This is a genomic window from Pseudomonas sp. KH_046_1, from assembly GCF_057839025.1.
Genome location: NZ_CM174481.1, coordinates 5,929,361 through 5,954,410, shown reverse-complemented (window position 1 = coordinate 5,954,410; position 25,050 = coordinate 5,929,361). Strand labels below are relative to the sequence as shown.

Here is a 25,050-nt window from a genome sequence, read left to right as displayed (position 1 = left end):
AACATTCGAAATGCACTTTGAGGACTACAACAATGATTATTTACGGTGTGGCGCTGTTGGCGATCTGTACGCTGGCAGGGGTGATCATGGGTGACATGCTCGGTGTGTTGCTGGGAGTGAAGTCAAACGTCGGCGGTGTCGGGATCGCGATGATCCTGCTGATATGCGCACGGTTGTGGATGCACAACCGTGGCGGCATGACCAAGGATTGCGAGCTGGGCGTCGGTTTCTGGGGTGCGATGTACATCCCGGTGGTGGTGGCGATGGCGGCGCAACAAAACGTGGTCACGGCGCTGCACGGTGGTCCGGTGGCGGTGTTGGCGGCGATCGGTTCGGTGGTGATCTGCGGCTGCACCATTGCCCTGATCAGCCGGACCCACAAAGGCGAACCCTTGCCCGATGAACCGGTGGATGTAACGTTGGTTGGCACACCGGCAGGAGGTCGCTGATATGTGGGATCTCATCAAGAACGGTCTGGAACACAACGGCCTGGTCACCGCATTCGCCTTTGTCGGCGTGATCATGTGGGTGTCAGTGGTGATCTCCAAACGCCTGACCTTCGGGCGTATCCACGGCTCGGCGATTGCCATCGTCATCGGCCTGGTACTGGCCTGGGTCGGCGGTACGATGACCGGCGGGCAAAAAGGCCTGGCGGACTTGACGCTGTTTTCCGGCATCGGGCTGATGGGCGGCGCCATGCTGCGGGACTTCGCCATCGTCGCCACGGCGTTCGAGGTGCAGGCCACGGAAGCGAGAAAGGCCGGTTTGATTGGCGTGATCGCGCTGCTGTTGGGCACGGTGCTGCCGTTTATTGTCGGCGCGTGCATGGCCTGGGCATTCGGTTATCGCGATGCGGTGAGCATGACCACCATTGGCGCCGGTGCGGTGACCTACATCGTCGGGCCGGTGACCGGCGCGGCCATCGGTGCCAGTTCCGATGTGGTGGCGCTGTCGATTGCCACCGGCCTGATCAAGGCGATTCTGGTGATGGTCGGCACGCCGATGGCGGCGCGCTGGATGGGCCTGGATAACCCGCGCTCGGCGATGGTGTTCGGTGGGTTGGCCGGGACGGTCAGTGGCGTGACCGCCGGTTTGGCGGCGACGGATCGGCGTCTGGTACCTTATGGCGCGTTGACCGCGACGTTCCACACCGGGCTGGGCTGCTTGTTGGGACCTTCGTTGTTGTACTTCATTGTGCGCGGGATTGTTGGGTAGCCCGCCACATCGTCATTGAATGTTCAGACGCCTTCGCGAGCAGGCTCGCTCCCACACTGGAATGCATTCTCCTGTGGGAGCGAGCCTGCTCGCGATGGGGACGACGCGGTTTCAGACCTGCCGATTGGCATACATCCGACACTCCGCCAGCAACGCCAGCAGATTCGGATCACGCTCCTTGGCTTTGAGGAACACCAGGCCAATGTGCTGCTGCAACCGGTACTTTTCCTGCAACGGGATCAGCTTCACCCGGTTCTCGTACACCGCCGCAATCCGCCCCGGCAGCAACGCATAACCCACACCCGAACTGACCATGCTCAGCAGGGTGAAGATGTCGTTGACCTGCATCGCCACCTTCGGCTCAAACCCCGCCTGCTCGAATACCCGCTTGCCGTCCTGATGGGTGGCGAAGCCCTGGGTCAGGGTGATGAAGGTTTCGTCGCGGACCTCGGCCAGGTCGACTTCGGTTCGCTGGGCAAACTTGGAGTCGGCGGGTGTGGCGAGGAAGATGTCGTCGGAAAACAGCGGGATCTGCTCGCAATCCGGATCGTTGACACTCTCGTCCAGCGACACCAGGGCCGCATCGACTTCCATGTTCTTGAGCTTGTAGAGCAGGTCGATATTGGAGCCCAGAATCAGGTCGATGTTGAGCTCGCTGCGGCGGATCTTCAAACCCATGATCAGCTGCGGTACGGTCTTCACCGTCAGTGAATACAGCGAGCCGAGTTTGAAACGTTCGGCCGAGAACCCGGCGGCTTCGCGGGTCAGGCGCACACTTTCGACGACGTCCTGAATCAGCTTCTGCGCCCGCTCTTCCAGCACATAAGCGCTTTCCAGCGGCGTCAGGCTGCGGCCTTCGTGCTTGAACAAGGGGCAGCGCAGGGCGCTTTCCAGGGAATGGATCGCCCGATGTACGCTGACGTTACTGGTCTGCAACTCGGCAGCGGCCCGCGCCAGGTTGCCGGTGCGCATGAAGGCCAGGAACACCTCGAGTTTTTTCAGGGTCAACTCTTCATCGATCAGCATGGGGCGGACTCTTTTTGGAATGACTCGATTGTGCCCAATTACGCCGGGCCCGTCGTACAGAAACATTGCGCTTTTACGCTTCAAGCCTGAGCCTTGCGCTCTGCGACAATGAAATTCGAGGTGAGCAACGCATGTATCACGGGGAAAGACTGAACGCCTGGACGCATCTGCTCGGAGCTGTGGCGGCGTTTATCGGCGGAGTGTGGCTGATTGTGCTGGCCAGTCTCGACGGCAGCCCGTGGAAAATTGTCAGCATGGCGATTTACGCCTTTACCTTGTTGGTGCTCTACAGCGCATCGACCGTGTACCACAGCGTGCGCGGGCGCAAGAAAGCGATCATGCAGAAGGTCGATCACTTTTCGATCTATCTGTTGATCGCCGGCAGCTACACGCCGTTCTGCCTGGTGACCCTGCGCGGGCCGTGGGGCTGGACCTTGTTCGGGATTGTCTGGGGGCTGGCGCTGATTGGCATCCTGCAGGAGATCAAGCCGCGTTCGGAAGCGCGGATTCTGTCGATCGTGATTTATGCGGTGATGGGCTGGATCGTGCTGGTGGCGGTCAAGCCGCTGCTCGCGGCGCTGGGCCCCGCCGGGTTTGCGTGGCTGGCATCGGGCGGGGTGCTGTACACCGTCGGGATTATCTTTTTTGCCCTCGATCATCGCCTGCGCCATGCCCACGGGATCTGGCATCTGTTCGTGATCGCCGGGAGCTTGCTGCACTTTGTGGCGATATTCTTTTATGTGCTTTAAGGCTGTACCGGGACCAGGCGATCCAACTGCTCCCGGGCTCGACGGCTGAACACCTGCAACAGGTCGTTCAAGGTGTGGGGCGGTGGTTCGGCGGCGCGGGTCACTGCGTACAGGGTGATGGGTAGCGGCGGTGCCAGAGGGCGGATCGTTGTGGTGACGGGAGAGGCGCCAAGGGCGGTGAACGGGTCGATCACCGCCAGGCCCGCGCCGGATTCCACCATCGCCCGTGCCAGTGAGTAGGTTTGCACGGCGATGCGTACCCGGGGCGGCGGTTCGACCGCTTCCAGATAACTGTCGAGCCGCGCGGCCAGTGGATCGGCGCTGGATAAACCGATCAGCGGCGCATCCGCCAGTGCCATCAGCGGCAACGGTTTACCCACCTCTTCCTGAGGCCAGTAACCCCTCGGCGCCAGCGCCACCAGCACGCCGGACGCCAGCGCCTGGGCCTTGAGCCCCGGGTGATCCGGGCGTTGCAGGGTCAGGGCGACATCCACTTCGCGCATCAACAGGTTCTGCACCAGTTCGCGACTGTGGGCGCTGGAGAGTTCGCAAACGATGTCCGGGTAACGCCCGGTCCATTCGTGAATGGCCGGTGGCAGCAATGACAGGGCCAGCGCCGGGGTGGCACCGATGCGCAGGCTGTGGCCAGGTTCGCGGCGCAGGCTCTGCGCCAGGCGCCGCACGCCTTGCAGGCTTTCGCTGACCTTGTCCACTTCGCGCTCCAGTTCCAGCGCTTCCGGCGTCGCCTGCAACTTGCCGCGCACCCGCAGGAACAGCGGAAAACCCAATTGTTGCTCGGCGTGCTGCAACACCTTGCTCACCGCCGGCTGCGAGACGTGCAGCAATTGCGCGGCAGCGCTGATCGAACCGGTCTGGCGGATAGCCTGGAAAATCTCGATATGGCGAAGGCGCATGGCAAGTCCATAACCTTTGTTTATGGGTTTGCTATCTTTATGCATTGTTCAGCGTCTGTCACCTGGCTCTAACCTTGGCCTCGTCTTCACAACATTTTTAAGGACGGACATGGCTCAGCGTGTGTGCATCATCGGTGGCGGCGTGATTGGCCTGGCAACGGCCTATGCGCTGGTGCGCGACGGCTTTGAGGTGACGGTGATCGAGGCACGGGACTCGCTGGGCAGCGAAACCAGCTTCGCCAACGGCGGCCAGTTGTCCTATCGCTATGTCGCGCCCCTGGCCGACGCCGGTGTGCCTTTGCAAGCCATCGGCTGGATGCTGCGCGGCGACTCACCGCTGAAGCTGCGCCCGCGCTTCGACCCGGCCCAGTGGCGCTGGATGGCGGCGTTCCTCGGCGCCTGCCGTCGCTCGGTCAACCGCGAGAACGCCGCGCACTTGCTGCGCCTGGCGCTGTTCAGCCAGGACACCTTGAAATCCTGGCGCGAGGACGATGGACTGGCGGGATTCCAGTGGCGGCGCAATGGCAAACTGGTGACTTTCCGCCGGAACAGCAGCTTCGAGCATGCGCGCCAGGGCCTGGCCGACCCGCAGCAACAGCAGGTGTTGTCGCCGGCCGAATGCGCGCAACTGGAACCGGCGCTGATCGATGCGCCGTTTGTCGGGGCGATCTACACGCCGGACGAAGAGGTGGGCGACTGCCACGGCTTTTGCCAGCAACTGGCCGCCCGGCTGCAAGCGTCCGGCCGTTGCGAGTTTCGTCTCGGACAAGCGGTGACCGGCATCCGCCACAGCAACGGCAGCGTCAACGCCATCGAACTGGGTGAGCAAGTGCTGCCGGTCGATCAACTGGTGATCGCCGCCGGTCATCGCAGTCCGCTGTTGGCGCTTCCCGGGCTGCAACTGCCGCTTTATCCGCTCAAGGGCTACAGCCTGACCGTGCCGATCGGCGCCGGTCACCGGGCGCCGGACGTGAGCATCACCGACTACGACCGCAAGATCGTCTACGCCCGCATCGGCAAGCAATTGCGAGTGGCGGCGATGGTCGACATCGTCGGCTTCGACCCTGCGCTAGACCCCAAGCGCCTGGCGCTGATCAAGCGTCAGGCCCATGACACCTTTCCAAATGCCGGCGCCTATGACGAAGCCGTCGAGTGGGCCGGTATGCGCCCGGCCACCCCCAGCGGCGTGCCATTGCTGGGCGCGACGGCGTATCGCAACCTGTGGCTCAACCTCGGCCACGGCGCGCTGGGTTTCACCCTGGCATGCGGCAGCGGGCGCTTGCTCAGCGAGCTGATCGGCGAGCGCAGGCCTTCCATCGACCTGCGCGGTTTCAACCACCGGGCTGCCTGAACACCGATTTCTGAAGAGGACATTGCAATGACCATTACCCGACTGCACAGCAACCCGCGCCTGTCTGGCGCCGTGACCTTTGGCGACTTGGTGTTTCTCTCCGGGCAGGTGCCGGGCGATGCCCGGGATGCCAGCGGCCAAACCCACGAAGTGCTGGCGAAAATCGATACCTTGCTGGCCGAGGCGGGCAGCGACAAGGATCATCTGCTCAGTGCGACCATTTACCTGAAGAACATCACCGAGGATTTCGCCGCGATGAACGAGGTCTGGTCGGCCTGGTTGTCGCCCGGGCAGGCCCCGAGCCGCACCACCGTGCAGGCCGAACTGGCCCGCCCGCAGGTGCTGGTGGAAATCACCGTCATCGCTGCACGCGTCTGATAAACCAACACCCACAACGGAGAATAACAATGCAAAAAATCACGTTGCTCGCTTGTACGCTTGGCCTGTTGCTCGGCAGTCAGGTTCAGGCCAATGAAGCGCCGCTGACCGGCACCCTGAGCAAGATCGCCAGCGCCAACAGCATCACCCTGGGCTATCGCGATGCTTCGGTGCCGTTCTCCTACGTGGGCGATCACAGCGGCAAGCCGATGGGTTACTCGGTGGATCTGGCGGGTAAGATCGTTGAGCGCATCCAGCAGCAACTGGCGCTGCCGGACTTGAAGGTGAAGTACAATCTGGTGACCTCGCAGACCCGCATTCCACTGGTGCAGAACGGTACCGTGGACCTGGAGTGCGGCTCCACCGGCGTGACCGCCGAACGGCAGAAGCAGGTGGCGTTCTCCTATGGCTTCATCTACGTCAAAGGCCAGTTGCTGACCGCGAAGAACAGCGGGATCAAGAGCTTCGCCGACCTGCGCGGCAAGAACGTGGTGACCACCGCCGGCACCACCAACGAGCGCTTCCTGAAAAGCTACAACGTCGATCACAAGATCGACATGTTCGTGATCAGCGCCAAGGACCACGGCGAAGCCTTCCAGATGCTGCAGTCGGGCCGGGCGGCGGCGTTCTACATGGACGACGCGCTACTCTACGGCGAGCGCGCCAAGGCCAATGACCCGCACAAGTGGGTGGTGGTCGGGGAGGAGCAATCGCGGGAGATCTACAGCTGCATGGTGCACAAGGACGATCCGCAGTTCCTGGCGCTGGTCAACGGCGCGTTGGCGGACCTGTACAGCTCGGGCGAGATCAATGGCATCTACAAACGCTGGTTCGAGCAGCCGATCCCGCCGAAGGGTTTGAACCTTGAGTTCCCGATGACCAGCGAACTCAAGGCGATCATTGCCAAACCGGTGAGTGATCCGGTGCAGTAGTCATCCAGACCGTGTCGTGGCCATTCGCGAGCAGGCTCGCTCCCACATTGGACCTGTGGTGCTCACAAATTTTGTGATCACTGGAGATCTACTGTGGGAGCGAGCCTGCTCGCGATGAGGCCCTAGAAATCACCCCAAAGCTGCTGGGCCACCGCCAATGCCACTACCGGCGCAGTCTCAGTGCGCAGCACCCGTGGACCGAGGCGGGCGGCGTGGAAGCCGCTGGCCTTGGCCTGATCGACTTCGGCATCGGACAAACCACCCTCCGGACCGATCAGGAATGCCAGCCTTGAAGGCTTGGCATGGCTTACCAACGGTTCGGCCACCGGATGCAGCACCAGCTTCAACTCGGCTTGTGTTTGCTTCAGCCAGTCAGCCAGTAACAGCGGCGGATGAATCACCGGCACTCGCGAGCGACCGCACTGTTCGCAAGCGCTGATCGCCACCTGGCGCCAGTGCAGCAGGCGTTTGTCGGCGCGCTCGTCCTTGAGCCGGACTTCACAGCGCTCGGTGAAGATCGGGGTGATTTCTGTGACGCCCAGTTCCGTGGCTTTCTGGATCGCCCAGTCCATGCGCTCGCCCCGGGACAGGCCCTGGCCGAGATGGATTTGCAGCGACGACTCGATCTGCCCGGCGAAGCTTTCATCGATCTGCACCACCACGCGCTTTTTGCCGACTTCGACCAGTGCGGCGCGAAACTCCTGGCCCGAACCGTCGAACAACTGCAACGCATCGCCCTCGGCCATGCGCAGCACGCGGCTGATGTAATGGGCCTGGGCTTCGGGCAGCTCGTGCTCGCCGATGCTCAGGGGGGCGTCGATAAAGAAGCGGGACAGTCTCATGCTGGGTCTCGGTAAAAGGTGTAAGTATCTGTCGGCCCCATCGCGGGCAAGCCCGCTCCCACAGGTACAGCGCAATCCTGTGGGAGCGGGCTTGCCCGCGATGACGGTAGTCCGGTCAGCGCTGAAGCTTAGGTGAAATCAATCAACCCGGATCACGAAACCCCGGATGGAAGTCCTTCGGCACTGCCACGCTGACGCTGTCACGGGTCGCAATGTCGATCCCTTCGCTGGCCACTTCGGCAAGGAAGTCGATCTGCTCCGGGGTGATCACATACGGCGGCAGGAAGTACACCACGCTACCCAATGGGCGCAGTAAAGCACCGCGCTCCAGGGCGTGCTGGAACACCTTCAGGCCACGACGTTCCTGCCATGGGTAAGCTTCCTTGCTGGCCTTGTCCTTGACCATCTCGATGGCCAGCACCATGCCGGTCTGGCGCACTTCTGACACGTTCGGGTGGTCGACCAGATGCGCCGTCGACGAAGCCATGCGCTGGGCCAGGGCCTTGTTGTTCTCGATGACGTTGTCTTCTTCGAAAATATCCAGGGTCGCCAGGGCCGCCGCGCACGCCAGCGGGTTGCCGGTGTAGCTGTGGGAATGCAGGAAGGCGCGCAGGGTCGGGTAGTCGTCGTAGAACGCGCTGTAGACTTCGTCTGTGGTCATGCACACCGCCAGCGGCAGATAGCCGCCGGTCAGGGCCTTGGACAGGCACAGGAAATCAGGGCGGATGCCGGCCTGTTCGCAGGCGAACATCGTCCCGGTGCGGCCGAAGCCGACGGCGATTTCGTCGAGGATCAGGTGCACGCCGTAGCGATCGCAGGCTTCTCGCAGCAGCTTGAGGTACACCGGGTGGTACATGCGCATGCCACCGGCGCCCTGGATCAGTGGCTCGACGATCACTGCCGCGACCGTGTCGTGGTTTTCGGCCAGGGTTTGCTCCATGGCCGCGAACATGTTGCGCGAGTGCTCTTCCCAGCTCATGCCTTCGGGGCGCAGGTAGCAATCCGGGCTCGGCACCTTGATGGTGTCCATCAGCAGCGCCTTGTAGGTCTCGGTGAACAGCGGCACGTCGCCCACCGACATCGCCGCCATGGTTTCGCCATGATAGCTGTTGGTCAGGGTGACGAAGCGCTTCTTGGCAGGCGTGCCGCGATTGAGCCAATAGTGAAAGCTCATTTTCAGCGCGACTTCGATGCAGGACGAGCCGTTATCGGCGTAGAAGCACCGGGTCAGGCCTTCCGGCGTCATCTTCACCAGACGCTCGGACAGTTCGATCACCGGTTGATGACTGAATCCGGCAAGGATCACATGTTCGAGCTGATCGACCTGGTCCTTGATGCGCTGGTTGATCCGCGGGTTGGCGTGGCCGAACACATTGACCCACCAGGAGCTGACCGCATCGAGGTAGCGTTTGCCTTCGAAGTCTTCCAGCCACACGCCTTCCCCGCGCTTGATCGGGATCAGCGGCAGTTGTTCGTGATCTTTCATCTGGGTGCAGGGATGCCATAACACGGCGAGATCGCGTTGCATCCACTGATTATTCAGGCCCATTTTCACTCTCCTGGAGGCGGTCCGTGACCAGCGCGGACAAACAATCGCGCAAGCCTATGCAATGCGTGCCACGGGGACAACCCATTGTGTCGAATGAGCTACTTTATCCAGGTCGATAGACGTTGCTGGCGGCGCTTTGATGGCTGACGTATTCTTCGCGGTTCTTGAGCCGTTCGGCTCGCAAAAAACTGCTGTTTTCCTCGTGTAATTCCGGAGTTCGCTGAATGTCTGTCGGTTGGCTGCGCGCCTGTGCGCTGGTGATGTTGGGGCTGTTCAGCGTGTCTGCGCTGGCCAAGGATAAAACCGCGATCGTGATCGGCGGTGGCCTGTCGGGCCTGACTGCCGCGTATGAGCTGCAGAACAAGGGCTGGCAAGTCACCTTGCTGGAAGCCAAGTCGAGCCTGGGCGGTCGTTCCGGCATGGCCACCAGCGAGTGGATCGGCAACGACAAGGTCCAACCGGTTTTGAACAAGTACGTATCGACCTTCAAGCTGAGCACCACGCCGGCCCCTGAATTCGTGCGGACCCCAGGCTACCTGATCGATGGCGAGTATTTCTCCGCCGCCGACCTGGCGACCAAGCAGCCGGCCACCGCCGAGGCGCTCAAGCGCTTCGACAAGACCGTGGACGACCTGGCGCGCTCGATCGACGATCCGCAGAACCCGGCCGCCAACAACACGCTGCATGCGCTGGACCAGATGAACGTGTCGAGCTGGCTCGACAAGCAGAACCTGCCGGCCACCGCTCGCCAGTTGATCAACCAGCAGATCCGCACCCGCTATGACGAACCTTCGCGATTGTCGTTGCTGTACTTCGCGCAGCAGAGCCGCGTCTACCGTGGCGTCTCCGATCGTGACCTGCGTGCTTCGCGCCTGGTCGGCGGCAGCCCGGTGTTGGCCCAGGCCCTGGTCAAACAGTTGAAAACCATCAAGACCAATTCCCGGGTCTCGTCGATCATTCAGGACAAGGACGGCGTGACCGTCAAAGTCGACAACGTCAGCTATCAGGCTGACTACGTGGTGCTGGCCGTGCCACTGCGCGCCCTGAACAAGATCCAGATGACCCCGGCGCTGGACGCCCAGCACCTGGCGGCGATCAAGGGCACCAACTACGGTTGGCGCGACCAGATCATGCTGAAGTTCAAGACGCCGGTGTGGGAAAGCAAGGCGCGCATGTCCGGCGAGATCTACAGCAACACTGGCCTGGGGATGTTGTGGGTCGAGCCTGCCCTGAAGGGCGGTGCCAACGTGGTGATCAACCTGTCCGGCGACAACGCGCGGGTGATGCAGGCATTCGGTGACAAACAGATGGTCGATCAGGTGTTGATCCGCCTGCACGCGTTCTATCCACAGGCCCGTGGCTCGTTCACCGGTTATGAAATCCGTCGCTACAGCACCGACCCGTCGATGGGGGGCGCGTACCTGGCCTTCGGTCCGGGCCAGATCAGCAAGTTCTGGCGCCTGTGGGAACGCCCGATTCAGCGCGTAGCCTTCGCTGGCGAACACACCGATACCCTGTATCCGGGCACCCTGGAAGGCGCGCTGCGTACCGGTCAGCGTGCAGCCAGTCAGGTTGAAGACCTGGCGGCAGGCAAGTCGTTCGAACCGGCGAAAGTGGGTCCGGCTGCCGCAGCGGTGGGCGCTGGTGCGGTGGTGGCGAAGAAAGGCAATTTCTTCAGCAATCTGTTCGGCGGTTCGGATGACGAGAAGAAACCAGAGCCGGTCAAGGCACCTGAGCCAGTTGCCCCGCCTGCTCCGGTTCCAGCCCCGGCCGTCGCGCCGACACCGGTGGAAGCACCGAAGCCTGCGACCCCGGTAAAAACCGAGGCGGCCAAAAAGGCTCCGGCGAAACCGGCTGCCAAGACCGAGGCGAAAAAAGCCCCGGCCAAGAAAGCCGAACCGGAGAAGAAGCTGGCAGTCAAACCTGCGGCAACCCCGGCAACGGATACCAAGGCGCAGTAAGCCCTGGGATCAAAAAAACGCGGCGTAAATGCCGCGTTTTTTTATGCCTGAAGAAAGCCGGAGCAAAAATCGAATAAAACATTTGATACAGGTGTTCTTCGGTTTGTATTCACTTTTCCTGACACTTTCGACTTTAATCTTTCCTTAATTCGCCTGTTTCAGACTCTTGATCGTATTTCTCGATATTTCAAAGCAAAATTTTCCGCTTTAATTCGATAGATAACTCGATAGTCTTGGGCCAGCACTTACAGGGATCTAGGCAATGCAGCTACGTAACTCTACCTCCCGCTACGGCTGGGTCAGTATCGTCATGCACTGGGGTGTGGCACTGGCGGTCTTCGGTCTGTTCGCGCTTGGGTTGTGGATGGTCGGGCTCGACTACTACAGCACCTGGCGCAAAGACGCGCCGGACCTGCACAAGAGCATCGGCCTGGTGTTGCTGGGTGTGATGTTGCTGCGGGTGCTGTGGCGCTTCATCAGTCCGCCGCCACCGACCCTGTCCAGCTACAGCCGCATGACGCGCCTCGGCGCCAGGTTCGGCCATGGCTTTCTGTACATCAGTCTGTTTGCCGTGTTGATTGCCGGTTACCTGATTTCCACCGCAGAAGGTGTCGGTATCCCGGTGTTTGGCTTGTTTGAAGTCCCTGCGCTGGTATCCGGACTGCCGGACCAGGCAGATACCGCTGGCGAGATTCACCTCTACCTGGCATGGGTGCTGGTAATTTTTTCCGGCCTCCATGCGTTGGCAGCATTGAAGCACCACTTTATCGATCGTGATGTGACCCTCAAGCGAATGCTGGGTCGCAACTCCTGAAGTTCAACCTCGACTCCAAAGGAAAACAAAGCATGTTGAAAAAGACTCTGGCCGCTCTGGCAATCGGCTCCGCCCTGTTGTCCGCCGGTAACGTAATGGCCGCTGACTACGTGGTTGACAAAGAAGGCCAGCACGCCTTTGTTGACTTCAAGGTCAGCCACCTGGGCTACAGCTTCATCACCGGTACTTTCAAGGACATCGACGGCAAGTTCAGCTTCGACGCTGCCAAGCCTGAAGACAGCAAGATCGAGTTCAACGTGAACACCGCCAGCGTGTTCACCAACAACGCCGAGCGCGACAAGCACATCGCCAGCAAAGACTTCCTGAACGCCAGCAAAGCCACGTTTGTTTCCACCAGCGTCAAACCCACCGGCAAAAACGCCGCTGGCAAGGACACTGCTGACGTAGCTGGCGACCTGACGATCCTCGGTGTAACCAAGCCAATCGTGGTCAAGGCCACGTTCCTGGGTGAGGGCAAGGATCCATGGGGCGGCTACCGTGCAGGCTTTGAGGGTACTTTCAGCCTCAAGCGTTCCGATTTCGGCAAGCAGAAAGACCTGGGCCCATCATCCGATGCGGTTGAGATGTACGTGACCTTTGAAGGTGTAAAAGCGAAGTAATGCTGAGACTGTAGGAGCGAGCCTGCTCGCGATAGACCTGAGAGCGCCGCGGAGCATCAGGCTTCCAGCGTTATCGTTGACGACCATCGCGAGCAGGCTCGCTCCTACAGGATTTCATCAGCCATAAAAAATGCCCCGGTTCTCACGAACCGGGGCATTTTTTATTACAGCGATAACTCAGCGATTGCGGGTCAGCAGCGCTGGTTTCTCGCCACGAGGACGGCTTGGCAGTTGATCCAGCTGCTCAGGTGTCGGGAAGCGGTCAGCCTTCGACTCCTTGTGCATGATCTTCGGTGCCGGACCGCGCGGGTTCTGTACGGCAGGTTCCGAACGCGGCTGGTCGTCACGGGCCGGACGGCGATTGCGCGAGTCTTCGCGACGAGCCTGGCCGTCGCGCGGTGCGCCACTGCGAGGGCCGCTACGCTTGGCCGGTGGGGTGCCGGTGCTGGCGCCATCGCTGTTACGCGGACCGTTCTGGCGACCTTGTGGCTTGCCGGAGCGTGGAGCGCCCGAGCCTGCCGCGGTGCCTTGTGCCGGAGCACCTGGACGACGACCACGACCTTGCGCGGGTTTCTGCTGCGGCACGTAGTCGACGCGGTTACCGAAGTTATCGATATCGTCGTCCAGGAACTCGTCCGGGGCACGGTCAGCGGCGGCACGAGGAGGCTGCGACGGACGCTGTTCGCGAGCCGGAGTGCCTTCACGTGGCTTTTGCTGGCGGGCAGGGCGCTCGCCGCGTTCGCCGGCCGGTTTTTCCTTGCCCTTGTCCTTGCCTTTGTCCTTGCGACCGCCACCACCACCGCTGCCGTTCGGACCGTCACCGCGCGGGCCACGTGGATTGCGTGGGTTACGCATGTCCGGACGCTCGCGCACTTCAGGTTTCTCGGCTTCCACGGCGCTCGCATCGAAGCCCATCAGGTCGCCGTCGGCGATTTTCTGCCGGGTCATGCGTTCGATGCTTTTCAGCAGTTTTTCTTCGTCCGGGGCTACCAGCGAAATCGCCTCGCCCGAACGACCGGCTCGGCCGGTACGGCCGATGCGGTGCACGTAGTCTTCATCGACGTTCGGAAGCTCGAAGTTGACCACGTGTGGCAACTGGTCGATGTCCAGACCGCGAGCGGCGATGTCGGTGGCAACCAGGATGCGCACGGTGCCGGCCTTGAAGTCGGCCAGGGCTTTGGTGCGGGCGTTCTGGCTCTTGTTGCCGTGGATCGCGACGGCGCTCAGGCCGTGCTTGTCCAGGTACTCGGCCAAGCGGTTGGCACCGTGCTTGGTGCGAGTGAACACCAACACTTGTTCCCAGGCGCCGGCGGTGATCAGGTGCGCCAGCAGCGAACGCTTGTGGCTGGCCGGCAGGCGGAATACGCGCTGTTCGATACGCTCGACCGTGGTGTTCGGCGGCGTGACTTCGATGCGTTCCGGGTTGTGCAGCAGCTTGCCGGCGAGGTCGGTGATGTCCTTGGAGAAGGTCGCCGAGAACAACAGGTTCTGGCGTTTGGCCGGCAGACGCGCCAGCACTTTCTTCACGTCATGGACGAAACCCATGTCGAGCATGCGGTCGGCTTCGTCCAGCACGAGGATTTCCACGTGGGACAGGTCGACGCTGCCTTGGCCGGCCAGGTCGAGCAGGCGGCCAGGGCAGGCCACCAGCACGTCTACGCCGCGGGACATGGCCTGAACCTGCGGGTTCATGCCGACACCGCCGAAGATGCAGGCGCTGACGAACTTCAGGTCACGGGCATAGACCTTGAAGCTTTCATGCACTTGGGCTGCGAGTTCGCGAGTCGGGGTCAGGACCAGTACGCGCGGCTGGCGCGGACCGTGACGCTGGGATTTGTCCGGGTGACCGTTGGGGAACAACCGCTCCAGGATCGGAAGGGCGAAACCGCCGGTTTTACCAGTACCTGTCTGTGCCGCGACCATCAGGTCGCGACCTTGCAACACGGCGGGAATGGCCCGCTGTTGCACCGGAGTAGGCTCGGTATAGCCCGCTGCCTCGATGGCGCGGACTAAAGCCTCGGAGAGACCGAGGGAAGCAAAGGACATGAGTAATCCTGTTTTAAGTTAGGGCTTGGCCCAATGGGAGTCTTGCCTGGCGCGAATGGCGTTTAAGAGGACGCAATCCCGTCCGGTCCTGCTGGGTCTCGAAGGCTCGTCTGCAAGCGCTCGCGCGGGCTGAAAGCTGCGCAGTAGCGGGGTTGAGATGCCTTTAACGATTCCGAGCGTCCGGGCGTGAGCCTGGCGGGAAGGCCGGAGTATAACAGAGCAATCACTGTGCGCCGCTTTCCTGCTGCTCAACGGTTTTTTCCGTGGCGGCCGTGGTCTTTTCAGTCTTCACGCTGGCTGCCGGTTCCGCGCCGTAGCGGGCACTCAGTTCAGCGTAGGCGGGCTCGCGCTTGAAGCGTTTGAGTTCGGCGCCGAAACGCTGCACCAGCAGATCCATGCCCGCATTGCGCCGCACCGCGAGAAACTGGCTTTGCTGGCTGATGATCGTGGGGTTTTCGGTGATCTTGTCGCGGATGCCCAGCTCGTCGAGCAAATGCTGGCCGACCCGGCGGTCGGTAATCAACAGATCAATCCGCCCGCGTACCAGTTTGCCGAAGTTGGCTTCATGGGTGGGGGCCGGCTCGCGGGTGAACAGCGTCGAATCGCTGAAATCCTTGCTGTACAGGTAACCCGGCGAGGTGCCGATGGTCAGGCCTTGCAGGTCATCGAGGGTGCGAAACGGATGGGGCCGTTCATTGGCGTAGAACATCACGAACTGGACTTCAGACAGTGGTTCGCTGGGGTAGAGCAGGGTCGCATCGCGTTCGTCGCTGTGAAAAATGTCCAGCGCGCCGTCGGCCTGGCCTGATTCAAGCATCGACAGGCAGCGTTTCCAGGGCAGGAACTGCCACTCCACTTCGATGCCCAGGCGCTTGAAGACAATGGCGGTGGTTTCGTAGTCCAGGCCCAGGGATTTGCCGTTGTCTTCGTACACATAAGGCGCCCACGGCTCTGTGACAATGCGCAGCTTCTCGCCCCGGGCGGCGAAGCTCAGGCAAGTGAATACAAGCACGGCGACTAACTGCGTGATCAAAGGCATGGGCTTGAGATTACGACGAGAAACCGGAAAGAGCCAGAAACTGACCGCAGATGCTCTAACTCCGTGGATTGCCGCACATTAATAGTGCGTTGAAAGCAAAAGATCGCAGCCTGCGGCAGCTCCTACAGGGAATACACATTTCTCTGTAGGAGCTGCCGCAGGCTGCGATCTTTTGATCTTGCTTTAACGACTTTTAACGCGGCAACTTCAGGTTGTTCCACACCGCCAGGCTCGCTTCAGCCTGGTTCAGTGTGTAGAAGTGCAGCCCTGGAGCACCACCCTGTAGCAGTTGTTCGCACATCTCGGTGATGACCTGTTCGCCAAAGCGCTGAATGCTCTGGGTGTCGTCGCCGTAGGCTTCCAGTTGCTTGCGGATCCAGCGCGGGATTTCCGCACCGCAGGCATCGGAGAAGCGCGCCAGCTTGCTGTAGTTGGTGATCGGCATGATGCCCGGCACGATCGGGATGTTCACACCCAATGCCCGCACGCGTTCCACGAAGTAGAAGTAGCAGTCGGCGTTGAAGAAATACTGGGTGATCGCACTGTCGGCGCCAGCGTTGGCCTTGCGCACGAAGTTGGCCACATCGTCTTCGAAATTGCGCGCTTGCGGATGCATTTCCGGGTAAGCGGCGACTTCGATGTGGAAATGATCACCGGTTTCTTCACGAATGAATTCAACCAGGTCATTGGCGTGGCGCATTTCACCGCTGGCCATGCCCATGCCCGAAGGCAGGTCACCGCGCAGGGCGACGATACGCGTGATGCCGGCGGCCTTGTACTGGGCCAGCAGGCCGCGCAGGTCAGCTTTGCTATCGCCCACGCAGGACAGGTGCGGAGCGGCAGGGATTTTGACTTCGCTTTCGAGCTGCAACACGGTGTTCAGCGTGCGATCACGGGTCGAACCGCCGGCGCCATAGGTGCAGGAGAAGAAATCGGGGTTGTAGGCGGCCAACTGGCGAGCAGTGGCCAGCAGCTTTTCTTGCCCAGCATCGGTCTTCGTAGGGAAGAACTCGAAGCTGTAGCGACGATCTTGGGACATGGTCATATCCTTGGAAACAAGAACCATCGAGGCGCTGCTTTCCAATGTGGGAGCGAGCCTGCTCGCGAAAGCGGTTAAACAGTCAACTCAGATGTTGAATGTCATGGCCTCTTCGCGAGCAGGCTCGCTCCCACAGGGAAAGCGAACAGTCAGCGACTGTTAGTAGCGGTAAGCGTGCGGCTTGAACGGACCTTCGACGGTCACGCCGATGTAGTCGGCCTGGGTCTTGGTCAGTTGAGTCACGACGCCGCCGAAGCCGCGGACCATTTCCAGGGCCACTTCTTCGTCGAGTTTCTTCGGCAGTACTTCAACGGTCAGGCGCTCGGCCTTCTGGGCTGGCGACAGGTCGGCGTACTTCTGGCCAAACAGGAAGATCTGAGCCAGAACCTGGTTGGCGAACGAACCGTCCATGATGCGGCTCGGGTGGCCGGTTGCGTTACCCAGGTTAACCAGACGGCCTTCGGCCAGCAGGATCAGGTAGTCGTCGTTGTGCGGATCGAAATCGCCAGCGCCGGTACGGTGGATCTTGTGAACCTGCGGCTTCACTTCTTCCCATGCCCAGTTCTTGCGCATGAAAGCGGTGTCGATTTCGTTGTCGAAGTGACCGATGTTGCAGACAACAGCACGCTTCTTCAGGGCTTTGAGCATGTTCGAGTCGCAAACATTGACGTTGCCGGTGGTGGTCACGATCAGGTCGATCTTGCCCAGCAGCGCCTTGTCGATGCTTGCTTCGGTACCGGTGTTGATACCGTCGATGAACGGCGAAACCAGTTCGAAACCGTCCATGCAGGCTTGCATGGCGCAGATCGGGTCGACTTCGGAAACCTTGACGATCATGCCTTCCTGACGCAGGGACTGAGCGGAACCCTTGCCCACGTCGCCGTAGCCGATAACCAGCGCTTGCTTGCCGGACAGCAGGTGGTCGGTACCGCGCTTGATCGCATCGTTCAGGCTGTGACGGCAGCCGTACTTATTGTCGTTCTTGCTCTTGGTCACCGAGTCGTTGACGTTGATGGCCGGGATTTTCAGCTCGCCCTTGGCCAGCATGTCCAGCAGGCGGTGAACGCCGGTGGTGGTTTCTTCGGTCACGCCGTGGACGCGATCCAGAACCTGTGGGTACTTCTTGTGCAGCAGCTCGGTCAGGTCGCCGCCGTCGTCGAGGATCATGTTGGCGTCCCATGGCTGGCCATCCTTCAGGATGGTCTGCTCCAGGCACCACTCGTACTCTTGTTCAGTCTCGCCTTTCCAGGCGAAAACCGGGATGCCGGCAGCGGCGATGGAAGCGGCGGCCTGGTCCTGAGTCGAGAAAATGTTGCAGGACGACCAGCGCACTTCGGCACCCAGGGCAACCAGGGTCTCGATCAGCACGGCAGTCTGAATGGTCATGTGGATGCAGCCGAGGATCTTCGCGCCCTTGAGCGGTTGCTCTTCGGAGTACTTGCGACGCAGACCCATCAGGGCTGGCATTTCGGATTCGGCGATGATGGTTTCGCGACGGCCCCAGGCAGCCAGGGACATGTCGGCGACTTTGTAATCGTTAAAATCTGCAGGCGTGATAACAGCGCTCATGAAGAGCCTCCATTCGTAATGTATGCGAATGGGCGCCGTTGTGCGTTTAGTGTCCAGCCAGTGAAGGCCAGGTAACGCCCCATCCGAGCCTGACAGGTCGAACCTGCTGCAGCGCCCCTCGGACAGGTGGCGGGAAAACGGTATCAAGTAGAGGTTACCGTTTTGAAACGGTGGCGATTATAGCGGGCTATGCCGATCTTCCAAAGCGTTTCTGTCGGTCAATGTCCGAACGGTAATCGAGACCATAGACGATGCTCAATAGAGCTCTAGGTCGGGCTCTGCCATGATGGTCAGCATCATTCGGCAAGACGCTCAGGAGTGAACATGAACTTCCACACCCGCAAATGGGTAAAACCCGAAGACCTCAACCCCAACGGCACGCTGTTTGGCGGCAGCCTTCTGCGCTGGATCGACGAAGAGGCGGCGATCTACGCCATCGTTCAGTTGGGCAACCAGCGTGTGGTCACCAAGTACATTTCCGAAATCAACTTCGTCAGCGCCTCGCGCCAGGGCGACATCATCGAACTGGGCATCACGGCGACCGAATTCGGCCGCACCTCGATCACGCTGACGTGCGAAGTGCGCAACAAGATCACCCGCAAGAGCATCCTCACCGTTGAAAAGATGGTGTTCGTGAACCTCGGTGAAGACGGCTTGCCGGCGCCTCACGGCCGGACCGAGATCAAATACGTCAAGGACCAGTTCAAGGATGATGACGCCGGTCAGTGAGATCGGCGTCGCTTTCTTCGCGAGCAAGCCCGCTCCCACATTGGAATGCGTTTCATATGTGGGAGCGGGCTTGCTCGCGAAGGCGATCTGCTGATCCCGGAGATTTGTCTGGGCACTGAACAGCTGTGAACCCCGCGTGTCGTAGCTAAATAGCCCGCCACCGGTTGCGCATCCCATGAACTCGGCACAAGACGGCAAGACCCCGAACCTTTCGGCGCAAGAAGAGCACGAAGTCGAAAAGAGCCAGCCGCCCCGCGCCGCGGTGCTGCACGAGATCATCCGTACCCAGGGCGACCAGGAACTGGAGCGCAGCATTGCCGCGTTGTGGTGGTCGGCGCTGGCGGCGGGGTTGACCATGGGCCTGTCGCTGATGGGCATGGGGTTGCTCAATTCGCGTCTGCCGGATGGCGAAGGATTCAAGGTGATCGCGAGTTTCGGTTACTGCGCCGGTTTTCTCGCCGTGATCCTGGCCCGTCAGCAACTGTTCACCGAAAACACCCTGACCGCCGTGCTGCCGGTGATGACCAAACCGACGCTGACCAACTTCGGCCGGCTGCTACGGCTGTGGACGGTGGTGCTGGTCGGCAACCTCTGTGGCACCTTGCTGGTGGCGTACGTGATGCTGGAGCTGCCGATTTTCGACAGCAAGACCGATGTCGCCTTCCTCGATATCGGCCGCAAGGTCATGGAAAACCACGCCAGCCAGATGTTCGCCAAGGGCATCATTTCCGGATGGATGATCGCCACCATGGTCTGGATGATCCCGTCCATGGAGAGCGCCAAGATGTGGATCATCATCCTCATCACCTACCTCATGGCACTGGGGGATTTCACCCACATCGTGGTCGGTTCGCTGGAGGTTTCGTATCTGGTATTTGCCGGCGAGTTACCGTGGAGTGATTTCTGGCTGGTGTTCGCCGGTCCGACACTGGCGGGGAACATCATCGGTGGCAGTTTTATTTTCGCGCTGATCAGCCATGCGCAGATTCGCAGCGAAAGTGGGCCGCCGAAGAAATCAGCGGATCAGAGCGAAGCGCCCGATCCGCAGGTGATCAAAAAACAATCAAGCTGATCCTCATCCCGTCACATCAAGTGCAGCCGCACCGCGACGCTGGCGATAGATAAAGAACAGTGCAGTCAACACGGTCAGTCCGCTGACCAGTGCACCGGTCCACGGCAAGTCCGCCAGGTCCGCGCCGCTGGCCACCACCAGGCCGCCAATCCATGCCCCGGCGGCGTTGCCGAGGTTGAAGGCGCTCTGGTTCAGGGTCGAACCCAGGTTCGGTGCTTCGTGGGCCTGATCGATGATCAGCAGTTGCAGGATCGGGCACAGGGCGAAGGCAAACGTCCCCCACAACACCAGCGTGATTGCCGCCGGGATCACCGAATGGCTGGTTTGCGTGAATGCCGCCAGTACCACCAGCACCGCCAGTGCCATGCCCACCAGCGAAGGCAGCAAGCGGCTGTCCGCCAGACGACCACCGAGCATGCTGCCGGCGGTCAAGCCAACGCCGAACAACAGCAGCATGATGGTGACGCCGTGGGGGCTGACACCGGTGATGTCCTGCAGGATCGGCGCAATGTAAGTGAACACACTGAACAGGCTGGTCGAGGCCAGCACGCTCATGCCCAGGGCCAGCAGCACGTTGGCCTTGCCCAGCACCTTGAACTCGCTGGCCAGGTTGGCTTTATCCATCGCGATGTTTTTCGGCAGCCAGACCCATTGCGCAATCGCCGCCAGAACCCCGATCACCGACACCGCCCAGAAGGTCGAGCGCCAGCCCGCGTATTGCCCGAGCGCGGTGCCCAGTGGCACGCCGAGCACGTTGGCCAGGGTCAGGCCGGTGAACATCATGGCAATCGCCTGAGCCCGTTTGTTGGGGGCCACCAGCCCGGCAGCCACCACCGAACCGATGCCGAAAAATGCGCCGTGGCACAGTGCCGTGATCACTCGCGCGGCCATCAGCGTGGCGTAGTTCGGCGCCAGTGCGCAAAGCATGTTGCCGAGGATGAACATCAGCGTCATGCCCAACAGCGTGGCCTTGCGTGGCATGTTGGCGGTGCCGACCGCGAGGATCGGTGCACCGAACACCACGCCCAGGGCGTAGCCGGTGATCAGCAATCCGGCATCGGGAATGCTCACGCTGAGGTCGCGGGCGACATCGGGCAAAAGACCCATGATGACGAATTCAGTGGTGCCGATGCCGAAGGCGGCAACAGCGAGGGCAAGCAAAGCGAGTGGCATGCGCAAGGTCTCTGTCGGTAGTCTTGACGCTGTGATCAGGCATACGCAGGCCGACGACCGTTCTCGACGAGAGCGGGCCGGGCAGAATTTTTATAGGAATTAGTCTGTGCGCAACTGAGTGCGGCGTGGTCGCTTGCAGTATAAACAGCCACTGAAATATGGCGAATCAATTCTGTACCTGGCCCCTGTAGGAGCGAGCTTGCTCGCGATGGACGTGAACGAAGACGTGTATTCACTGGTTGGCTGCGGTGCCCTCACGTTTTTCGCGAGCAAGCTCGCTCCTACAAAGGGTAGGGTCAAAAAAAGGAGTAGGCCGTGCTTGCGACGGCGTTGGTGTTGGTGGCAGCGCTGTTGCATGCGGCGTGGAATACCCTGATCAAGTTCAGTGCGGAGCGGTTGTTGGTGGTGGCCTGCATGGACAGCGTGGCGCTGCTCTTTGTCGTGCTGATGTTGCCGTTCCTGAGCGTGCCGCCACTGGAGATCTGGCCATGGATCCTGGCATCGGCGGCATTCGAGTTGCTCTATCGCTATTTGCTGATCCAGGCCTATCGGGTCGGCGACCTCGGGCTGGTCTATCCATTGATGCGCGGCCTGTCACCGTTGGTGGTGCTGGCGCTGACGCTGATCTTTGCCGGGGAAGTACTGACCCATCAGCAGATTTTCGGCATCCTGCTGATCCCGTTCGGCATGCTGTGCCTGCTCTGGCAGGGCGGCGGCGGAGCGCGCCTTCCATGGTCGATGCTACCGGTGGTGGTATTGATCGGCCTGTGCATCGGTTGCTACACCTATATCGACGGGCAGGCATTACGGCGCTGGTCCCATCCACTGGATTACCTGGTCTGGGTCACCTTGCTCAGTGCCTGGCCGTTTCCGCTGTTGGCGTTGGTGCGCAAACGGCCCGCGTTCATGTTGTTCTGGCGCGAGCAGTGGCGACTGGGCCTGGCCGTCGGGTTCTGCGTGTTGTTCAGCTACGCTCTGGTGCTGTGGGCGATGCAATTGGGCTCGATTGCAGAGGCAGCGGCGTTGCGCGAGATCAGTGTGATCCTGGTGGTGCTGTTTGGTATGCGTTACCTCAAAGAACCTTTTGGCGGGCCGCGCCTCTTAGCCTGTGGGCTGGTGCTGGTCGGCATACTGGTGATGAAATTCTGACTGCTGTGAAATTTGAAGAAGGGACTGCTTTATGACGGTTGCTCTGTGGTGCATTTTGATCGCGATCTTCCTGCCGTATGTGTGTGTGGGCGTGGCCAAGATCAGTGGCGGGTTCAGGTTGAGAGACAACCATGATCCCCGGGATTTTCTCGATTCGCTGGACGGCTTGGGCAGGCGCGCGAATGCGGCGCAATTGAACAGCTTTGAAGTGACCCCGGCGTTCGCTGCGGCGGTGATCGTGGCGCACCTGGCCGGCAATGCCGAACTGGTGACGATCAATGTGCTGGCCGTGCTGTTCATTACCAGCCGCCTGCTCTACATCATTTGCTACCTGGCGGACTGGGCGACACTGCGGTCGCTGGTGTGGTTCGTGGGGATGGCGTTGATTGTGAGTTTTTTTGTGGTGTCGGTCTAAAAATCTTCAGGGTATTTGCGGGCCTCATCGCGAGCAGGCTCGCTCCCACAGGAGTGTGCGTTCCAATGTGGGAGCGAGCCTGCTCGCGATAGCTATCTGGCAGCCACCGCTGGTTTAGGGTTTTGTCTTCTCTGCATCGGCCACCTGCGGCACTTGTGGCAGCGCAGCACCTTTGGGCCAGAGCATCCAGATCTGCCCCTGCTGTTTCATGTCCCCGGCCAGTTGCCCGGCCGCATCGCCGGTGCCCCAGAACAGATCCGCCCGAACCTCGCCGGCAATGGCGCCGCCGGTGTCCTGTGCTGCCACGGGGCGAACCAGGGCCGTGCCGTCCGGTCTGGTGGTGGACAGCCACAACAGGCTGCCCAGCGGAATCACCTTGCGATCCACCGCCGCGCTGTAACCGGCGGTCAAGGGTACGTTCAGCGAGCCGCGCGGACCTTCGTTGCTATCCGGGTTGCGGGTGAAGAACACGTAGCTGGGGTTGCTGCCGAGCAGTTCGGGAATCCGCGACGGATTGGCCTTGGCCCAGGTGCTGATGGCGCCCATGGTCACGTCTTCTTTTTTCAACTCGCCCTGTTCCACCAGCCAGCGGCCGATCGGTCGATACGGATGGCCGTTCTGATCGGCGTAGGCAATGCGCAACTGGCGACCATTGTCGAGCTGGATACGACCCGAACCCTGGATTTGCAGGAACTGCAGGTTCATCGGATCGGTCAGCCAGGCCACGACCGGCGCCTTGACCCCTTTGGTTTCGATGGTTGCCGCATCGTCGTACGGCTTGAGTACGCGACCTTCGAGTCGACCGCGCAGGCGTTTGCCCTTGAGTTCCGGGTAAATGCTGTCGAGGGCGACGATGATCATGTCCTCGGGGACGCCATAGACCGGGACACTGGCAACGCCGGTCTGGGTCAGGCTCCCGGGATAGACCGGTTCGTAGTAGCCGGTAATCAGGCCGTTGGGGCTGTCGTTGGCGGCGCGCAGGCCATAGACATCGAGGTTCTGTTTGAGAAAACCGCGAATGTCGCTGGCGGTTTGCGGCACGTTGGCGGCCGCGGCGCAGGTACCACCCCAGACCGGGTCGGCCTTGAGTCGGGTGCAGGCGCTGCGCCACGAACCGAAGCCGGCGACCAGGTCGCTGTCGGACACCGCCGGCAGCGCTTCCCATGTGGCACTGGAGTAGGTGGCCAAGGCGTGGGTTTTCGGTTGTTGGTTGTCACCACCGGTGCAGCCTGCGAGCAGGGCCACCATCGGCAGGGTCCAGGCCAGGCTGTGACGCCATGCCTTGAAACGGCTGTTCATGGAGTGATTCCTTTGCCGGTTGCCTGAGCGCTCCATGCGTTCAAACAACCCTTGTTGATAATAGGGCTATTGGTCTTTGCCGATGACGCGAGGATACTGGCCGCCGTTTCCCGTGACCTGAAACCACCATGACTCTTAAAAGACTTTCTGTTGTATTGCTGGCCTGCCTGACGTTGTCCGCTTGTGGCGGCATCGACCCCAACTCGCCGCTCGGCCAGCGCAAGGCCATTTTCAAGCAGATGCTCAATACTGGCGAAGACCTGGGCGGCATGTTGCGTGGGCGCATTGCGTTCGATGGCCCGAAGTTCGCCGAAGGCGCGGTGAAACTCGATGCGTTGTCCCGTGAGCCGTGGCAGCATTTTCCGCAAGTGCGCGAGGAAGATCACACCAGCGCCAAGAGCGATGTCTGGGAGCAGCAGACACGCTTTCAGGCAATGGCCCGCGACCTTGAAAGCGCCACCGGTGAATTGGTGATCGCCAGCCAGGTTCAACCCTACAAGGCCAGCAACCTGGGGCCGGCGGTGCAGAAAGTCGAAGATGCTTGCAGTGCTTGTCATAAGGCGTTTCGGGATCATTGACCCAGCGGTGCCCGGTCTGACGTCTTCGCGAGCAGGCTCGCTCCCACAGGAGACCGCATGACCCTGTAGGAGCGAGTCTGCTCGCGAAGACTGCTTCGGCAACACCGAAATCTATGTTCGTTATCTGTTTTTATTTATCCAGCTCATCCAATGCGTTCTGCAATTCCTTGCGGGCATCGGCGAGTTTGTCCTTGCGCTTGTTGATCTTGTCAGCGTCGCCTTTGCTCATGGCCTTGTCGAGGTCCGCCTGACGCTTGCTGACTTCGTGCTTGGCGTCGAGCACCTTGTTTTCCCGTTCCTTCTTCAGCGAGGCGTCGGTGCAGTTGGCTTCGACTTCGCTCAGGGCCTTTTCCAGGCCGGCCTGCTGGTCGGCATTGCCGTGGACCTTGGCCAATTCGATCTGGTTGACGATACCTTGCTTCTTGGCGGCGCAACCGGTCAGCCCCGGCGCTTCCTCGTCCGCCATCAACGGGGTGGCCAGCACGCTGCAAAGGGTCAACAGGGCGAGCGGTGAAAGAAATTTCATAAAAGCTCCATGTAGGAAAGCAAGCAAGCCGGTGTGGCAATGGCTTGTTGGAGCCCAGCGGTCCC

At 60.9% G+C, this 25,050-nt stretch carries 25 protein-coding genes and 1 riboswitch; of the genes, 14 read left to right on the top strand and 11 right to left on the bottom strand.

The window, feature by feature from the left end; genetic code table 11:
* Positions 1-32 precede the first annotated feature (32 nt).
* Entirely contained in the window at positions 33-449 is a 417-nt protein-coding gene (madL, locus tag AC3IT9_RS27305) for a malonate transporter subunit MadL (RefSeq protein ID WP_489271413.1), read from the top strand.
* A gap of 1 nt (position 450) precedes the next feature.
* On the top strand, positions 451-1,215 hold the full coding sequence (gene madM / locus AC3IT9_RS27300; protein ID WP_489271412.1) for a malonate transporter subunit MadM: 765 nt from the start codon (positions 451-453) through the stop codon (positions 1,213-1,215).
* 111 nt (positions 1,216-1,326) lie between these two features.
* Here madM and AC3IT9_RS27295 read toward each other — a convergent pair whose 3' ends face one another.
* A complete protein-coding gene (locus AC3IT9_RS27295; RefSeq protein WP_489271411.1) occupies positions 1,327-2,241 on the bottom strand; it encodes a LysR family transcriptional regulator in 915 nt (304 codons plus the stop codon).
* A gap of 131 nt (positions 2,242-2,372) precedes the next feature.
* Between AC3IT9_RS27295 and trhA the strand changes: the two genes are divergently transcribed.
* Positions 2,373-2,990, top strand: a complete 618-nt coding sequence (gene trhA, locus AC3IT9_RS27290) for a PAQR family membrane homeostasis protein TrhA (protein WP_150725075.1) — start codon at positions 2,373-2,375, stop codon at positions 2,988-2,990.
* Here the strand turns inward: trhA and AC3IT9_RS27285 are convergent.
* Positions 2,987-3,904 carry a LysR family transcriptional regulator gene (locus AC3IT9_RS27285; RefSeq protein ID WP_150725076.1) on the bottom strand — a complete coding sequence of 306 codons (918 nt, stop codon included), beginning with the start codon at positions 3,902-3,904 and terminating at the stop codon, positions 2,987-2,989. The genes trhA and AC3IT9_RS27285 overlap by 4 nt on opposite strands.
* A 109-nt stretch (positions 3,905-4,013) precedes the next feature.
* On the opposite strand from AC3IT9_RS27285, the gene AC3IT9_RS27280 reads away from it, so the two are divergent.
* The 3 genes from AC3IT9_RS27280 to AC3IT9_RS27270 are packed head-to-tail and all read left to right on the top strand — an operon-like array spanning position 4,014 to position 6,565.
* Positions 4,014-5,255: a D-amino acid dehydrogenase gene (locus AC3IT9_RS27280; RefSeq protein WP_150725077.1), complete on the top strand. Its 1,242-nt coding sequence runs from the start codon at positions 4,014-4,016 to the stop codon at positions 5,253-5,255.
* A 27-nt stretch (positions 5,256-5,282) separates the two neighbouring features.
* Positions 5,283-5,633 carry a RidA family protein gene (locus AC3IT9_RS27275; RefSeq protein ID WP_150755117.1) on the top strand — a complete coding sequence of 117 codons (351 nt, stop codon included), beginning with the start codon at positions 5,283-5,285 and terminating at the stop codon, positions 5,631-5,633.
* A 29-nt stretch (positions 5,634-5,662) separates the two neighbouring features.
* Entirely contained in the window at positions 5,663-6,565 is a 903-nt protein-coding gene (locus AC3IT9_RS27270; RefSeq protein ID WP_489271410.1) for a transporter substrate-binding domain-containing protein, read from the top strand.
* A gap of 122 nt (positions 6,566-6,687) precedes the next feature.
* Here the strand turns inward: AC3IT9_RS27270 and AC3IT9_RS27265 are convergent, their stop codons facing one another.
* Positions 6,688-7,407, bottom strand: coding sequence for a 16S rRNA (uracil(1498)-N(3))-methyltransferase (locus AC3IT9_RS27265; protein WP_489271409.1), 720 nt, complete (start codon positions 7,405-7,407; stop codon positions 6,688-6,690).
* 142 nt (positions 7,408-7,549) lie between these two features.
* On the bottom strand, positions 7,550-8,956 hold the full coding sequence (locus AC3IT9_RS27260; RefSeq protein ID WP_489271408.1) for an adenosylmethionine--8-amino-7-oxononanoate transaminase: 1,407 nt from the start codon (positions 8,954-8,956) through the stop codon (positions 7,550-7,552).
* Positions 8,957-9,180: 224 nt separating this feature from the next.
* On the opposite strand from AC3IT9_RS27260, the gene AC3IT9_RS27255 reads away from it, so the two are divergent.
* The 3 genes from AC3IT9_RS27255 (at position 9,181) to AC3IT9_RS27245 (ending at position 12,351) form a co-directional block, all read left to right on the top strand.
* Positions 9,181-10,917, top strand: a complete 1,737-nt coding sequence (locus AC3IT9_RS27255) for a flavin monoamine oxidase family protein (protein WP_489271407.1) — start codon at positions 9,181-9,183, stop codon at positions 10,915-10,917.
* 262 nt (positions 10,918-11,179) lie between these two features.
* Positions 11,180-11,731 (top strand): cytochrome b, encoded by a 552-nt coding sequence (locus AC3IT9_RS27250; protein ID WP_150725082.1) that lies wholly within the window; start codon positions 11,180-11,182, stop codon positions 11,729-11,731.
* A gap of 32 nt (positions 11,732-11,763) precedes the next feature.
* On the top strand, positions 11,764-12,351 hold the full coding sequence (locus AC3IT9_RS27245; RefSeq protein ID WP_150725083.1) for a YceI family protein: 588 nt from the start codon (positions 11,764-11,766) through the stop codon (positions 12,349-12,351).
* Between the two features lie 177 nt (positions 12,352-12,528).
* Here AC3IT9_RS27245 and rhlE2 read toward each other — a convergent pair whose 3' ends face one another.
* The 4 genes from rhlE2 to ahcY form a co-directional block, all read right to left on the bottom strand.
* Positions 12,529-14,397, bottom strand: coding sequence for an RNA helicase RhlE2 (rhlE2, locus tag AC3IT9_RS27240; protein WP_150755124.1), 1,869 nt, complete (start codon positions 14,395-14,397; stop codon positions 12,529-12,531).
* 223 nt (positions 14,398-14,620) lie between these two features.
* Entirely contained in the window at positions 14,621-15,436 is an 816-nt protein-coding gene (locus AC3IT9_RS27235; protein WP_150755125.1) for a substrate-binding periplasmic protein, read from the bottom strand.
* 193 nt (positions 15,437-15,629) lie between these two features.
* The gene (metF, locus tag AC3IT9_RS27230; RefSeq protein ID WP_150672063.1) at positions 15,630-16,475 is read right to left on the bottom strand and encodes a methylenetetrahydrofolate reductase [NAD(P)H]; all 846 of its coding nucleotides are present in this window, start codon (positions 16,473-16,475) and stop codon (positions 15,630-15,632) included.
* A 159-nt stretch (positions 16,476-16,634) separates the two neighbouring features.
* Positions 16,635-18,044 (bottom strand): adenosylhomocysteinase, encoded by a 1,410-nt coding sequence (ahcY, locus tag AC3IT9_RS27225; RefSeq protein WP_150755126.1) that lies wholly within the window; start codon positions 18,042-18,044, stop codon positions 16,635-16,637.
* A 23-nt stretch (positions 18,045-18,067) separates the two neighbouring features.
* Positions 18,068-18,170, bottom strand: a riboswitch (S-adenosyl-L-homocysteine riboswitch).
* A gap of 198 nt (positions 18,171-18,368) precedes the next feature.
* Between ahcY and AC3IT9_RS27220 the strand changes: the two genes are divergently transcribed.
* Together AC3IT9_RS27220 and AC3IT9_RS27215 are read left to right on the top strand one after the other, a co-directional pair.
* Complete coding sequence (locus tag AC3IT9_RS27220) at positions 18,369-18,773, top strand: acyl-CoA thioesterase (protein ID WP_046039304.1); 405 nt, start codon at positions 18,369-18,371, stop codon at positions 18,771-18,773.
* Between the two features lie 175 nt (positions 18,774-18,948).
* The gene (locus AC3IT9_RS27215; protein WP_150755127.1) at positions 18,949-19,845 is read left to right on the top strand and encodes a formate/nitrite transporter family protein; all 897 of its coding nucleotides are present in this window, start codon (positions 18,949-18,951) and stop codon (positions 19,843-19,845) included.
* Positions 19,846-19,848: 3 nt separating this feature from the next.
* On the opposite strand, the gene AC3IT9_RS27210 is transcribed toward AC3IT9_RS27215, so the two are convergent.
* Entirely contained in the window at positions 19,849-21,018 is a 1,170-nt protein-coding gene (locus AC3IT9_RS27210; protein WP_150755128.1) for an MFS transporter, read from the bottom strand.
* A gap of 315 nt (positions 21,019-21,333) precedes the next feature.
* Here AC3IT9_RS27210 and AC3IT9_RS27205 point away from each other — a divergent pair, with 315 nt between their 5' ends.
* On the top strand, positions 21,334-22,167 hold the full coding sequence (locus AC3IT9_RS27205) for an EamA family transporter (protein ID WP_489271406.1): 834 nt from the start codon (positions 21,334-21,336) through the stop codon (positions 22,165-22,167).
* 31 nt (positions 22,168-22,198) lie between these two features.
* Entirely contained in the window at positions 22,199-22,582 is a 384-nt protein-coding gene (locus tag AC3IT9_RS27200; protein ID WP_008003453.1) for an MAPEG family protein, read from the top strand.
* A 114-nt stretch (positions 22,583-22,696) separates the two neighbouring features.
* Here AC3IT9_RS27200 and mltA read toward each other — a convergent pair whose 3' ends face one another.
* Positions 22,697-23,881 carry a murein transglycosylase A gene (mltA, locus tag AC3IT9_RS27195; RefSeq protein ID WP_489271405.1) on the bottom strand — a complete coding sequence of 395 codons (1,185 nt, stop codon included), beginning with the start codon at positions 23,879-23,881 and terminating at the stop codon, positions 22,697-22,699.
* Between the two features lie 128 nt (positions 23,882-24,009).
* Here mltA and AC3IT9_RS27190 point away from each other — a divergent pair, with 128 nt between their 5' ends.
* Positions 24,010-24,459, top strand: coding sequence for a c-type cytochrome (locus tag AC3IT9_RS27190; RefSeq protein WP_150755131.1), 450 nt, complete (start codon positions 24,010-24,012; stop codon positions 24,457-24,459).
* Between the two features lie 130 nt (positions 24,460-24,589).
* Here the strand turns inward: AC3IT9_RS27190 and AC3IT9_RS27185 are convergent, their stop codons facing one another.
* Positions 24,590-24,985, bottom strand: coding sequence for a DUF1090 domain-containing protein (locus AC3IT9_RS27185; protein WP_150755132.1), 396 nt, complete (start codon positions 24,983-24,985; stop codon positions 24,590-24,592).
* Positions 24,986-25,050: the final 65 nt, after the last annotated feature.

What these genes read in the sequence shown, in the direction of transcription:
- madL (WP_489271413.1), top strand. Translation starts at nt 33, where the DNA reads ATGATTATTTACGGTGTGGCGCTGTTGGCGATCTGTACGCTGGCAGGG.
- madM (WP_489271412.1), top strand. Translation starts at nt 451, where the DNA reads ATGTGGGATCTCATCAAGAACGGTCTGGAACACAACGGCCTGGTCACC.
- AC3IT9_RS27295 (WP_489271411.1), bottom strand. Translation starts at nt 2,241, where the DNA reads ATGCTGATCGATGAAGAGTTGACCCTGAAAAAACTCGAGGTGTTCCTG.
- trhA (WP_150725075.1), top strand. Translation starts at nt 2,373, where the DNA reads ATGTATCACGGGGAAAGACTGAACGCCTGGACGCATCTGCTCGGAGCT.
- AC3IT9_RS27285 (WP_150725076.1), bottom strand. Translation starts at nt 3,904, where the DNA reads ATGCGCCTTCGCCATATCGAGATTTTCCAGGCTATCCGCCAGACCGGT.
- AC3IT9_RS27280 (WP_150725077.1), top strand. Translation starts at nt 4,014, where the DNA reads ATGGCTCAGCGTGTGTGCATCATCGGTGGCGGCGTGATTGGCCTGGCA.
- AC3IT9_RS27275 (WP_150755117.1), top strand. Translation starts at nt 5,283, where the DNA reads ATGACCATTACCCGACTGCACAGCAACCCGCGCCTGTCTGGCGCCGTG.
- AC3IT9_RS27270 (WP_489271410.1), top strand. Translation starts at nt 5,663, where the DNA reads ATGCAAAAAATCACGTTGCTCGCTTGTACGCTTGGCCTGTTGCTCGGC.
- AC3IT9_RS27265 (WP_489271409.1), bottom strand. Translation starts at nt 7,407, where the DNA reads ATGAGACTGTCCCGCTTCTTTATCGACGCCCCCCTGAGCATCGGCGAG.
- AC3IT9_RS27260 (WP_489271408.1), bottom strand. Translation starts at nt 8,956, where the DNA reads ATGGGCCTGAATAATCAGTGGATGCAACGCGATCTCGCCGTGTTATGG.
- AC3IT9_RS27255 (WP_489271407.1), top strand. Translation starts at nt 9,181, where the DNA reads ATGTCTGTCGGTTGGCTGCGCGCCTGTGCGCTGGTGATGTTGGGGCTG.
- AC3IT9_RS27250 (WP_150725082.1), top strand. Translation starts at nt 11,180, where the DNA reads ATGCAGCTACGTAACTCTACCTCCCGCTACGGCTGGGTCAGTATCGTC.
- AC3IT9_RS27245 (WP_150725083.1), top strand. Translation starts at nt 11,764, where the DNA reads ATGTTGAAAAAGACTCTGGCCGCTCTGGCAATCGGCTCCGCCCTGTTG.
- rhlE2 (WP_150755124.1), bottom strand. Translation starts at nt 14,397, where the DNA reads ATGTCCTTTGCTTCCCTCGGTCTCTCCGAGGCTTTAGTCCGCGCCATC.
- AC3IT9_RS27235 (WP_150755125.1), bottom strand. Translation starts at nt 15,436, where the DNA reads ATGCCTTTGATCACGCAGTTAGTCGCCGTGCTTGTATTCACTTGCCTG.
- metF (WP_150672063.1), bottom strand. Translation starts at nt 16,475, where the DNA reads ATGTCCCAAGATCGTCGCTACAGCTTCGAGTTCTTCCCTACGAAGACC.
- ahcY (WP_150755126.1), bottom strand. Translation starts at nt 18,044, where the DNA reads ATGAGCGCTGTTATCACGCCTGCAGATTTTAACGATTACAAAGTCGCC.
- AC3IT9_RS27220 (WP_046039304.1), top strand. Translation starts at nt 18,369, where the DNA reads ATGAACTTCCACACCCGCAAATGGGTAAAACCCGAAGACCTCAACCCC.
- AC3IT9_RS27215 (WP_150755127.1), top strand. Translation starts at nt 18,949, where the DNA reads ATGAACTCGGCACAAGACGGCAAGACCCCGAACCTTTCGGCGCAAGAA.
- AC3IT9_RS27210 (WP_150755128.1), bottom strand. Translation starts at nt 21,018, where the DNA reads ATGCCACTCGCTTTGCTTGCCCTCGCTGTTGCCGCCTTCGGCATCGGC.
- AC3IT9_RS27200 (WP_008003453.1), top strand. Translation starts at nt 22,199, where the DNA reads ATGACGGTTGCTCTGTGGTGCATTTTGATCGCGATCTTCCTGCCGTAT.
- mltA (WP_489271405.1), bottom strand. Translation starts at nt 23,881, where the DNA reads ATGAACAGCCGTTTCAAGGCATGGCGTCACAGCCTGGCCTGGACCCTG.
- AC3IT9_RS27190 (WP_150755131.1), top strand. Translation starts at nt 24,010, where the DNA reads ATGACTCTTAAAAGACTTTCTGTTGTATTGCTGGCCTGCCTGACGTTG.
- AC3IT9_RS27185 (WP_150755132.1), bottom strand. Translation starts at nt 24,985, where the DNA reads ATGAAATTTCTTTCACCGCTCGCCCTGTTGACCCTTTGCAGCGTGCTG.